The sequence below is a fragment of the Rhodococcus sp. P4_F5 genome (genome assembly GCF_056401315.1).
Map to the genome: position 1 here is coordinate 26,360 of NZ_JBFUJP010000044.1, position 11,268 is coordinate 37,627.

General features: G+C 66.7%; 9 protein-coding genes. 8 read left to right on the forward strand and 1 reads right to left on the reverse strand.

From position 1 onward, the window contains the following. Position 1: 1 nt before the first annotated feature. Entirely contained in the window at positions 2-1,228 is a 1,227-nt protein-coding gene (locus tag AC1DU4_RS17425; protein ID WP_477841874.1) for a methyltransferase domain-containing protein, read from the reverse strand. 283 nt (positions 1,229-1,511) lie between these two features. Here AC1DU4_RS17425 and AC1DU4_RS17430 point away from each other — a divergent pair, with 283 nt between their 5' ends. From AC1DU4_RS17430 to eno, 8 genes are all read left to right on the forward strand, one after another. Then, complete coding sequence (locus AC1DU4_RS17430; protein ID WP_477841876.1) at positions 1,512-1,988, forward strand: GyrI-like domain-containing protein; 477 nt, start codon at positions 1,512-1,514, stop codon at positions 1,986-1,988. 85 nt (positions 1,989-2,073) lie between these two features. Next, the gene (locus tag AC1DU4_RS17435; RefSeq protein WP_477841878.1) at positions 2,074-2,403 is read left to right on the forward strand and encodes a hypothetical protein; all 330 of its coding nucleotides are present in this window, start codon (positions 2,074-2,076) and stop codon (positions 2,401-2,403) included. A gap of 72 nt (positions 2,404-2,475) precedes the next feature. Continuing rightward, a complete protein-coding gene (locus AC1DU4_RS17440) occupies positions 2,476-3,204 on the forward strand; it encodes a hypothetical protein (protein ID WP_477841880.1) in 729 nt (242 codons plus the stop codon). An 11-nt stretch (positions 3,205-3,215) separates the two neighbouring features. Continuing rightward, a complete protein-coding gene (locus tag AC1DU4_RS17445) occupies positions 3,216-5,342 on the forward strand; it encodes an Rv1355c family protein (RefSeq protein ID WP_477841882.1) in 2,127 nt (708 codons plus the stop codon). A gap of 21 nt (positions 5,343-5,363) precedes the next feature. Further along, complete coding sequence (locus AC1DU4_RS17450; RefSeq protein ID WP_477841884.1) at positions 5,364-7,202, forward strand: putative bifunctional diguanylate cyclase/phosphodiesterase; 1,839 nt, start codon at positions 5,364-5,366, stop codon at positions 7,200-7,202. 277 nt (positions 7,203-7,479) lie between these two features. After that, complete coding sequence (locus AC1DU4_RS17455; protein ID WP_477841886.1) at positions 7,480-8,904, forward strand: sugar transferase; 1,425 nt, start codon at positions 7,480-7,482, stop codon at positions 8,902-8,904. 148 nt (positions 8,905-9,052) lie between these two features. Then, entirely contained in the window at positions 9,053-9,796 is a 744-nt protein-coding gene (locus AC1DU4_RS17460) for a lytic transglycosylase domain-containing protein (RefSeq protein WP_477841888.1), read from the forward strand. A gap of 102 nt (positions 9,797-9,898) precedes the next feature. After that, positions 9,899-11,194, forward strand: a complete 1,296-nt coding sequence (eno, locus tag AC1DU4_RS17465; protein WP_072845330.1) for a phosphopyruvate hydratase — start codon at positions 9,899-9,901, stop codon at positions 11,192-11,194. The last annotated feature ends 74 nt before the right edge of the window (positions 11,195-11,268 follow it).

The following is an 11,268-nucleotide window of genomic DNA, read 5'->3' on the forward strand; positions in this document are numbered from 1 at the left end:
GCTACAGCGCGGCCGGGTGCAGGCGCGGGAGGGGGAACATGAGCTCGCCGCCCCACTCGGTGATGAATCGGAGCTGTTCGGTGAGTTCCGGCTCGAGGTTCCACGGCAGCGCGAGTACGACGCCCGGGCGGTCCTTGGCTATCTGCTCGGGCTCGAGGATCGGGATCCGCGTACCCGGGGTGAATCGGCCGTGCTTGTAGGGGTTCCGGTCTACCGTGTACTCGAGCAGGTCGGTGCGGATTCCGCAGTAGTTCAGCAGGGTGTTGCCCTTGCCAGGCGCCCCGTACCCGACCACGGTCTTGCCGTGGCCTCGGCATTCGAGGAGGAATCGCAATAGGTCGTGGCGAACGGACTCCGCCAGCGGCGCGAGTCGGAGGTAGCCATCGACATCGTGCAACCCAGCCTGCTGCTCGGCTCGGAGGACCTCGCGTACCCGAGCACTCGGCGCAGCGCCGAACGAATCGGGTCGAGCCCAGATCCTGATCGACCCTCCGTGCGTCAGGAGCAATTCGACGTCGACGACCGCGAGCCCGGCGGTGGCGAGGGCCCGAGCGGCGGAAAGCAATGTGTAGTACTGGAAGTGCTCGTGATACACGGTGTCGAACTGGCCGAGCCCGACCAGGTTCAGCGCGTGGTGGACCTCGATGCTGAGCCAGCCGTCGTCGGCCAGCAGGGCGCGGAGCGACTGGGTGAAGCCGAGGAGATCCGGGATGTGCGCGTAGACGTTGTTCGCCACGACGAGATCGGCCGGCCCGTGTTCGGCACGGATCGAGGCCGCCAGATCCTGGTCGAGAAATGCGGTCCGGGTCGGCACCCGCCGGTCGCGGGCCGCCGCCCCGACGTTCACGGACGGTTCGATCCCCAGACAGGGGATTCCTGCCCGGACGACGTGCTGGAGCAGGTACCCGTCGTTGCTGGCCACCTCCACCACGAGGGAGTTGCTGTCGAGGGACAGTCGGCGTACTGCTTCGTCCACAAATTGGCGAGCGTGCTCGACCCAGGTGTCCGAGTAGGACGAGAAGTATGCGTACTCGGTGAAGGTGTCTTCCGGTGTGATCAGCGCCGGAATCTGCAGCAGCAGGCAGTCCGGGCAGAGGCGCAGGTGCAGCGGGTATGTGGGCTCGGGGTCGTCGAGCTCGGCGGCGGTGAGAAACCGCTCGCACGGCGGCGTCGCGCCTAGGTCGAGGACGCTCAGGAGGCGGTCCGAGTCGCACAGTCTGCACCGCATTCGCCTGTCTTCCCCTCGTCCGGACCTTCGGCTGGTGGACTCCGTCAAACTAACCACACTTCGGACCCGCTTTCAAGGGCAATTAAGTACTTGAAGTTTGTTTAACCTGGCCTTTCTATTGATTGAGTTGGTAATTGAAGGCAGTGGGTGGAACAGGGAATTTGGCATTCGGTTATGTCACCCCAGTGGTGTGAATACACGGTTATGGTGGATCTGCTGTGACCGGATCGGGAGCTGTCGCGAGCCGTGGGGAAACCCGTTCCGGGGAGGGAGCGTGGTTGAAATGCGGTCAGGGGAGATTGAGTTCGTCGAACTCGGTGAAACCTTCGTGGGGGGCCTGCCGGTGCGAAGTCCCAAGCGTCCGTTGGGGATGCTGCGGGATCCGAACCTCGAGCGAGCCTGGTCCGCGGTCCTCGGGCAGAACCCGCCGGGACCGCTGGCGTCCATCTACACCGATCATGCCGCCGAGGCCGGATCGTTCTACACCCAGGTCGTGGGCTACCGGTGCGAGTCGATCGGGGACGTGATGCGTGGCCATGTCATGGCCAGGGTTCCGGGCGGACGGTACGCGCGGTTCTTTTCGACTGGAGAATTTCCCGACGTCGTGAGCAACCTGTGGCAGCAGGTGCGCGAGGCGGAGGACGCGGGGCAACTCGACCGCGCATTCACAGGCGCCTTCGAGTGCTATCCGCACGCGTACCGCATCGATCTCTACATCGCGGTCGGCTCACTGTCTCGGAGCAATTGTCATGGGCTTTGAGATCGTCAAATGCAGCGTGGTCGACGTCGGAGGACTGGTCTTGCCGAATGTGGATGCAGGATCGGGGGAGCGGTCGGGAGGGCTGATGGAGTTCACCCGTGAACGCATCTTGGAACGGGGTTTGGCGGAGATCGTGACGGTGTACACCCCGAACACGGAGGGCGACTCGATTGCGGTCGTCGGGTACCGGTGCGATCGTCCCGAGCATCTCGCGGAGGGGGACGTGATGGTGCGGGTTCCGGCTGGGTACTTCGCGCGGTTCGTTCCGGACGGACCTGTCGACGATCCGATCGAAGATGTGTGGAAACAGGCGGAGGTCGCGGCACGGGAAGGGAAGATCGACCGTGCCTTCGCCGAGGAAATCGAGATCACCCGCGCGCCGAGCGGGGTCGAACTCTTCATCTCGCTGACCTAGGGCGCACGCTCCGCGGATGGTCGGGTTTCCGGTTCAAGACCGAACTCGAACATTCCGAAGTTGGAGGCAGTGATGACCCGTGCACTTTCAAGTGTGATCTGTGGGGCCGAGGAGAAACTCGAAAAGACCAGCGTGTGGGACCCGCGGTCGGAATACCGATTTGTCGCGGCGCGGCCAGACGAGGAACCCGAACTGTGGTCGGCATACCTGGCCGGAGCGCTCGCGAGTTACACCAAACACGGGGTGCTCGAGGCGCTGCAGTACGAGCAGCTCCGCGACGGCAGGTCGACCACCTTGTTCTTCGTCGCGGTGGGACCGGACGGTTCGGTGAGCGGCGGGATGCGGGCACAGGGGCCGCACGCGCGGGTGGAGCAGGTCCACGCGATCAGCGAATGGGCCGGCAGGCCGGGGGAATCCGAGCTACGAGCGATGGTTGCCGACCGGCTCCCGTTCGGCGTGGTCGAGATGAAAACTGCATGGGTCGCAGACGGCGCCGTGCACCGCAAGGAACTCACCCGATCGCTCGCCGATGTCATCGTGTGGGGACTCGAATTGCTCGACGTCCAGTTCGTGTTGGGAACTGCGGCAGATCACGTGCTGAAGTTGTGGTCCTCGTCGGGAGGCGAGGTCAGCAGCCGCATACCGTCGACCCCGTACCCGGACGAGCGCTATCACACGCGAGTGATGTGGTGGGATCGGCGCAAGCTGCCCGTCGGCCCGGATGCGCACCGCCTCGCGAGGCCGGGGACCGCGGCGCACGCGGGCCGTGACGACCTCGTCGAGTTGGGTCGTTCGGTGTGACTCGGCGAGTCGTGACTGATCCATCGGGGCAACACACGGCGACGTTGTTCGACGAGCGACGGGCAGTGGACGCGCAGGCTGTGGCCGAACTTCGAGCTCGTCCGGACTGCGCCGTGTACGACACGATCGACGCGCAGCGGTCCAGCTTGCGTGCGTTGGTGCCGTCGGTGGCGCCGGTCCTGGCCGACGAAGCGCCGAGTTGGGCGTACTACCCGTGGCGCCGGTCTCTGGTCCACGTGCTCGGGCCGATGTCTTTCCGGCGGTTGCGGCTTGACCGCAACCGCAACAAGGTCACCGACCACGAGCAGCAACGCCTTGCCTCGCTCGAGGTCGGGGTGGTCGGCCTCAGTGTCGGTCACGCGGTCGCCGTGGCACTGGCACTCGAGAGTGCCTGCGGTGCAATGCGTCTTGCCGACTTCGACACCCTCGATCTGTCCAATCTCAACCGGGTTCCGGCCAGCGTGTTCGATCTCGGTGTGAACAAGGCGGTCGTGGCCGCCCACCGGATCTCGGAGATCGACCCGTACCTGAGGGTTTCGGCGTGGCCCGAGGGAGTCACCGAAGACACCATCGGTAGCTTCCTGGAGGGGCTCGATCTCGTTGTCGAGGAGTGTGATTCGCTGGACATGAAGGTGTTGGTGCGAGAGGAGGCGCGCCGCCGGGGAATTCCGGTCTTGATGGAGACCAGCGATCGTGGACTGCTCGACGTCGAGAGGTTCGACCTGGAGCCGGACCGGCCGCTGTTCCACGGGCTTCTCGGTGAGGTCTCCAGTCGATCGTTGGCCGGCCTGACGTCGAAGGAGAAGTTGCCGGCGGTATTGGGGATTCTCGGTGCAGACGAGTTGTCTCCGCGGTTGGGGGCTTCGATGGTGGAGATCGACACCACGATCTCCACCTGGCCCCAACTCGGCGGCGACGTCATGCTCGGCGGTGCCAGCGTGGCAACAGCGGTCCGGCGGTTCGGGACCGGTCGGGCGCTGCCGTCCGGTCGAGTGCGCATCGACGTGGAGGCAGCTCTCGACGGTCTGTCATCGCCCGCTCCCCAGATCGATGTCGACCGCACGGACGGGGTGCCGGTCGACTGCACGACGCAGAGCGCCGCGGATGCGGTCGTCCGTGCCGCGCACTCGGCGCCGTCCGGCGGCAACGCGCAGCCATGGCGAGTGATTGCCGGCGCGGACGATCTTCGGATCTACCTGGATCCGGACCGCACGTCGGCGATGGACGTGCAGTTCCGCGGCAGTTTCGTCGCGCTCGGAGCGGCGTTCTACAACGCGCGTGTCGCGGCCGCCGCCCACCGCATACTGGGGCCGGTCGAGGTGTTCGGCGACGGTGACGCGGTCTCGGACGGTTCGGTGCCGGTGGTGACGATGGCATTTGGTGTCGGCGCCGACGAAGTGCTCGCAAGCCGGTACGAGCGGGTGCTCGGCCGCGTCACAAACCGTAGGACGGGTGCGGTGCGGCAGGTCGATCCCGAGACGATCGGGGTGCTCGAGGCCTCGGCGCGGGACGAAGGGGCGCGCCTTGCGGTTCTCACCGATAGGGAGGACATCGCTTCGGCGGCCGAGCTGCTCGCCGTGTCCGATCGAGTGCGGTTCCTGGCGCCTCAATTGCATCGCGAAATGATGGGCGAGGTGCGCTGGGTGGGTGAGGACGTCAGCACCGGCATCGACTTCCGCTCGCTCGAGTTCGGCGCAACGGATCTCGCGGCGCTGAGCATCGTTCGCAGGGGCGATGTCACCGCGCAGCTTGCCGAGTGGCGGCTGGGTAGCGGCCTCGGGGATGCGACGCGTGATCGAGTCAATTCCAGCTCGGCTCTCGCGGCAGTGGTCATCAGTGGAATCCGGCACATCGACTACTTCCGTGGGGGGGTGGCGCTGGAGAACGTGTGGATCACATCCGAGGACGAGGGATTCGCAGTGCAGCCGGTGTCGCCGGTATTTCTGTACGGCGTACACAGGTGTGATCTCGAGGAGCTGGCCCCACAACACACCGGTGAGCTGGCCGAATGTCGGCAGGCCTTGCTTGATCTCTTCGGTGTCACCGACCAGGAGGCTCTCGCGCTCGTCCTGCGTCTGAGCCACGCGCCTCCGCCGTCGGTTCGCAGCCGCCGTCGATCGCTCCGAGTCGAAAGCTGAGGTCTTCCCGTGAAACCACGAATGCTCGAGGAACTCGTCACCTCGGTTGCCTCCCTGCTGACCGCGACTCAGGCAGAGACATGGGTGGCAAGTGCCGAGCAGGTGCTGCACGAGGTCGTCGACTACTTCGGGCTCGATGTCTGCTTCCTGCGTCGAAACGACCACGAGATCGGAGCGACGGTCTTGGTCGCCGAGTGGCCACGACGCGAGAACAAGCCCGATCCAGATCCGCTCGACATCGTATATTTTGCCGATGCCGGCCCGGAGTTCGCGAGCGCGGAAAATCTCAAGGACGTCATCCTCGCCCGTCCTGGAGGAAGCAGCACCGCGTACCAGGATCGCGTTGGGCGGGCATCGGGCATCCTTGCCGCGTCAATGGTGGCGGTGCCACTGCTCTCCGGCGAGGTGACGACCGGGACACTGGGGTTCGTCAAGTTCGGCGACCGGGAATGGAGCACGGCGGAAATCAACGTGCTCAAGGCAATTGCCGCGCTGCTCACCCAGGTCCAGGAACGTGTGCGCGCGGAAAACAGTCTGCACTACTGGGCTGACCACGACGAGCTGACCGGGCTCGCCAACCGACACTCACTGCTCGACCAGCTCAACAGTCGGATGGCGCCGGGAAGCCCGGGGCCGGTGGCGATTCTGTTCCTCGACCTGGACCGTCTCAAATCTCTCAACGACTTCCTCGGTCACTCCGCTGGGGACCGGTTCATCGTCGAGATCGGTGCGCGCCTCACCGGTCGATGTGCATCCGACGCTCTGGTGGCACGACTGGGTGGGGACGAATTCGTCGTCGTGCTCGGCGAGGGAGTGGGCGTGGACGATGCTCGCCGCGAGGCCGAGCGGATCAGCGAGATCGTCAACGAATGGGTGTTGCTCGGTAACGTCACCTTCAGTCGCAGTGCGAGTATCGGGATCGCGGTGGGGATGCCTGGTGACTGCACCGCCGCCGACCTGCTGTGGCAGGCGGACCAGGCCGTCATTGGGGCGAAAGCGCAGGGCGGCAATGCGATTGTCGCGTTCACAGAGGACATGCGCGAAGAGATCGAGATCCGGAACATCATCGAGCTCAGTCTCAAGTCGTCGATCACGGACGACTGGCTCCACCTCGTCTACCAACCGGAGGTTGATCTTCGTACCGGTGAGATCCTTGCGGTCGAAGCCCTCGTGCGGTGGGACCACCCGGTCCTGGGGTTACTGCTGCCGCAGTCGTTCATTTCGGTTGCCGAGTCGACCAATCTGGCGGGTGAGCTGGGGGCCTGGGTGTTGGGTAGGGCGTGCCGCGAGTACGCCCAGTGGCGGGCCGGGATCCCCGGGCTGGACGTCACCCTGAGGGTGAACGTGTCGCCCGCACAGTTGGTGGGTCTCGAATTCCTCGACATCGTCGCGCGGATTCTCGAGGAGAACGGGGTCGACGGTGGCCATGTGTGCCTGGAGATCACAGAGAACGTGGTGGTCGGTGACCTGGACCGAACGCGAGTGGTTCTGCAGGGGCTCGCCGACCTCGGTGTGCGGGTGGCGATCGACGACTTCGGGACCGGGTACAGCTCGTTGGCTCAGCTCAAGCAGCTGCGGTTCGACGTGCTCAAGATCGACCGTGAGTTCGTGCGTGATCTCGGAAACAGCCCGAGTGGTCGTGCGATTGTCGAGTCAATTGTAGGACTGGCGAAATCGTTTGACCTCGATCTGGTTGCCGAGGGTGTGGAGACGGAGGTTGCCGCGCGCGCACTCCTCGAGCTGGGCTGTCACCGAGCGCAGGGTTACCTGTTCAGCCGGCCGGTTTCCGCGGAGCGATGCGGCGAACTTCTCCGTGCGGGTCGAATTCGGGTGGGGGACCCGCAACCCTCGCGGGCATAGCGGCAGGCGAGCACGGGGTTTGGTAGCGGTCGTCAAATAGGGGTGCGTGCACAGACTTGAGTGATCTAACCAACTTGAGGTATGTTTTTGTTCTGTTCGCCGGGGCGGCGGAATACCAAAAAGTTGGACATTCCAGATGTGCGAATGCGATACGCGAGGCGGTATGGGGGCAAACGCCGCGCCGATGCAGGATCCGGTACGGGCCGTCTGTCCGGTATGCGGACGGCCGAACGACGCACCTGCGGAACGGCACGGAGCCTGGGGTGTACCGATACCGATGCCGGCGCCCCCGCGCCCCAGTTGGGAATCTCGTTACGGACGGGTGGCCCTGGGCATCGACATAGCGAGCCTGCTGGCGGCAGACATCTTCGTCTCGGCCGTCTACCACGACGTGTCTGTACTCGACCTCCGGGCCAATCTCGCTGTTGCGCTGGCGATTCCGCTGTTGGCGCTGTTGGCCCTGGCGCTCAATCACGCCTGGGACCCGAGGATCCTCGGCTGTGGACCCGAAGAGTTTCGCCGGGTCGCATCGGCCTACGTGACGGTTATCGCCGTGATGGCGGTGGTCGGATACGCCGTCGAGACGGCGGGCGGGCATTCGTGGGTGTTCGGCGCCCTGCCCCTCGCCGCTGCGGCGTCAGTCGTCGGTCGCTACCTGCTGCGCAAGTGGCTCCACCGGCGTCGTAAATCGGGTGCGTACCTGCGGTCGGTGGTCGCGGCCGGCGACGAGACGGCGGTGCGGGATCTGATCCACCGAACCAGGGGGGCCTCCCACACCGGGTGGAACGTCGAGGCGGTCTGTCTCGCGGGCGCCGGCCCGTCCGGGAAACTGCCGCTCGACGTCGACGGGGTCCCTATTGTCGGCACCGAACGGGACATCGTCGGGATCGTGGCCCTGCGGGGCTTCGACGCCGTCGCGATCCTCCCGTCGATCGGGTGGTCGCAGTCGCGCACCCAGCGGCTTGCGTGGGATCTCGAGGGTACCGGCGCGGATCTGCTGATCGCGCCCGCACTCATGGACATCGTCGGTCCGCGACTTCACATCAGCCCGGTGGCCGGCACCCCGCTGCTGCAGTTGAGCGCGCCGCGCTTCACCGGACCCGCCTGGGTGGTCAAGTCCGTGCTGGACCGTGTGCTCGCGCTCGCATTGCTGGTCGCGATGTCGCCGCTGCTGATCGCGGTCGGCTGTGCGGTTCGCCTGACCAGTCCCGGTCCCGCGTTCTACCGGCAGACGCGGGTGGGCCGCGCCGGGACGACGTTCGAGATGATCAAGTTCCGCAGCATGGCTCGCGACGCGGATACCAGGCTGGCCGAATTGTCCTCCGTCAACGAGGGGTCTGGCGTCTTGTTCAAGATCAAGGACGATCCGCGGGTGACGCGTGTGGGTCACTTCATCCGGCGGTACTCGATCGACGAACTGCCGCAGCTGCTGAACGTCGTTGCCGGTCACATGTCGCTGGTCGGCCCTCGGCCGCCGCTGATCGCCGAGGTCGAGAAGTACGACGACGGCGGTGTGCGTCGGCGAATGCTCGTCAAACCCGGACTGACGGGCCTGTGGCAGATCAGCGGGCGCAGCGACCTCTCCTGGGATGAGTCGGTACGGATTGACCTGCGCTACGTGGAGAACTGGTCGATGACCCTCGACATCATGATCCTGTGGAAGACCGCGGGGGCCGTGTTGCGCTCCGACGGCGCCTACTGACCGCAAGTTCCTACGTCTCAGCCGTCCCCGGACGCGCCGGCGTCCCCGTACAGCGTCGAGCCCCAGTGCCTGTTCAGCACGTCGCTGCAGGCCAGATTCTGCTGTGTCGGCACGAACTGGCCGCCCTGGGTGCCCGCGACTGTGGATGATGGAGCGAGTGAATTCACGGAAGAGGCGGGCCGTCGGGTGGGCGGCGCTGGTGACCGTCGCGGGGGTGACGCTGGCCGGTTGCGGCGGCGCGCCCCGGGTTGCGATCCCGGAGGGCATCCCGCCCGGCCCCGGTGCGGCGCTCCCGGCGATCGACGTCGACGCCCCCGGCCGTGCCGCCGAGCAGCTGCGCGGCTGGGCCGAGGAGCAGCCCGACGCCCTCGGCATCGGCACGCTTGCACTCGAGGCGTACGGGTACGCCGCCGCGGTGATGGCGCAGTCGCGGCCCGACTGCGGGATCGGCTGGACCACCATCGCCGGCATCGCCGGGGTGGAGAGCCGACACGGCACCTACCGAGGGTCGAGCGTCGCGCCGGACGGGACGGTGAGCCCGCCGATCCGCGGGATCCCGCTCGACGGCGGACCGGGCGTGGCGGAGATCCCGGACACCGACGGCGGGGCCCGCGACGGCGACGCGGTGCACGACCGCGCGATGGGGCCGCTGCAGTTCATCCCCGAGACCTGGCAACGCTGGGGAGTGGACGCCAACGGCGACGGCGTGGTCGACCCCGACAACATCGACGACGCCGCGCTGACCGCGGCCCGGTACCTCTGCGCCCGGGGCGGGGACCTGACCACCGCGGACGGGTGGCAGCGGGCACTGATGGCCTACAACCTGTCCGGCGAGTACCTGTCGGACGTACGCGACCGGGCCGCCGCGTACTCGGTCGGCACCCGCCCGTGACCGCGCGCAACCGCCTGATCCGGCCGGTTGCTGCGGTTAGGCTCAGACCTGGCACTATTGAGCAAAATCGTCAACAACGAAGCCGCCAAAAGGAGACCATCCGTGGCCATCATTGAGCAGGTCGGAGCTCGCGAGATCCTCGATTCCCGGGGCAACCCCACGGTGGAGGTCGAGGTGCTGCTCGACGACGGCAGCTTCGCGCGCGCCGCGGTGCCGTCGGGCGCCTCCACCGGCGAGCACGAGGCCGTCGAGCTGCGCGACGGCGGAGCTCGCTACGGCGGCAAGGGCGTCGAGAAGGCGGTCGAGGCCGTGCTCGGCGAGATCGCGCCCGCCATCATCGGGCTGGACGCCACCGAACAGCGTGTCGTAGACCAGGCCCTGCTGGACCTGGACGGCACCCGGGACAAGTCGCGCCTCGGCGCCAACGCGCTGCTGGGTGCGTCGCTCGCGGTCGCCCGCGCCGGCGCCGAGTCCTCCGGGCTGGACCTGTACCGCTACGTCGGCGGCCCGAACGCGCACATCCTGCCGGTCCCGATGATGAACATCCTCAACGGTGGCGCGCATGCCGACACCGGTGTCGACGTCCAGGAGTTCATGGTCGCGCCGATCGGCGCCGCCACCTTCAAGGAGTCGCTGCGCTGGGGCACCGAGGTGTACCACTCGCTCAAGGCCGTGCTCAAGGCCAAGGGCCTGTCCACCGGCCTCGGCGACGAGGGCGGTTTCGCCCCCGACGTCGCGGGCACCAAGGAAGCGCTCGACCTGATCATCGAGGCCATCGCCAAGACGGGCCTGAACCTGGGCACCGACGTCGCGCTGGCGCTCGACGTCGCGGCCACGGAGTTCTACACCAAGGGCACCGGCTACAAGTTCGAGGGCAAGGTCCGCACCGCCGCCGAGATGTCGGCCTTCTACGCCGAGCTGATCGCCGCGTACCCGCTGGTCTCGATCGAGGACCCGCTGGACGAGGACGACTGGGAGGGCTGGGTCGCGCTCACCGAGCAGATCGGCGACAAGGTGCAGCTGGTCGGCGACGACCTGTTCGTCACCAACCCGGAGCGCCTCGAGGACGGCATCGTCAAGGGCGCCGCGAACGCGCTGCTGGTCAAGGTGAACCAGATCGGCACGCTGACCGAGACCCTCGACGCCGTCGACCTCGCGCACCGCAGTGGCTACAAGACGATGATGAGCCACCGTTCCGGCGAGACCGAGGACACCACCATCGCCGACCTCGCGGTCGCCGTCGGCAGCGGCCAGATCAAGACCGGCGCCCCGGCACGCAGCGAGCGCGTCGCGAAGTACAACCAGCTGCTGCGCATCGAGGAGAACCTCGGCGACGCCGCCCGTTACGCGGGCGAGCTGGCGTTCCCGCGCTTCTCCTTCGACGGCTCGGCGAACTGAGCGCAGACGAAGGAATCCGGTTGTGAGCCAACGCGGTAGGTCACGTCCGGGCAACAGCCCGGGTGGTCGGGATC

Coding starts and splice junctions, on each gene's coding strand:
- AC1DU4_RS17430 (WP_477841876.1), top strand. CDS start 1,512: ATGCGGTCAGGGGAGATTGAGTTCGTCGAACTCGGTGAAACCTTCGTG.
- AC1DU4_RS17425 (WP_477841874.1), bottom strand. CDS start 1,228: ATGCGGTGCAGACTGTGCGACTCGGACCGCCTCCTGAGCGTCCTCGAC.
- AC1DU4_RS17440 (WP_477841880.1), top strand. CDS start 2,476: ATGACCCGTGCACTTTCAAGTGTGATCTGTGGGGCCGAGGAGAAACTC.
- AC1DU4_RS17435 (WP_477841878.1), top strand. CDS start 2,074: ATGGAGTTCACCCGTGAACGCATCTTGGAACGGGGTTTGGCGGAGATC.
- AC1DU4_RS17460 (WP_477841888.1), top strand. CDS start 9,053: ATGGAGCGAGTGAATTCACGGAAGAGGCGGGCCGTCGGGTGGGCGGCG.
- AC1DU4_RS17455 (WP_477841886.1), top strand. CDS start 7,480: ATGCCGGCGCCCCCGCGCCCCAGTTGGGAATCTCGTTACGGACGGGTG.
- AC1DU4_RS17450 (WP_477841884.1), top strand. CDS start 5,364: ATGCTCGAGGAACTCGTCACCTCGGTTGCCTCCCTGCTGACCGCGACT.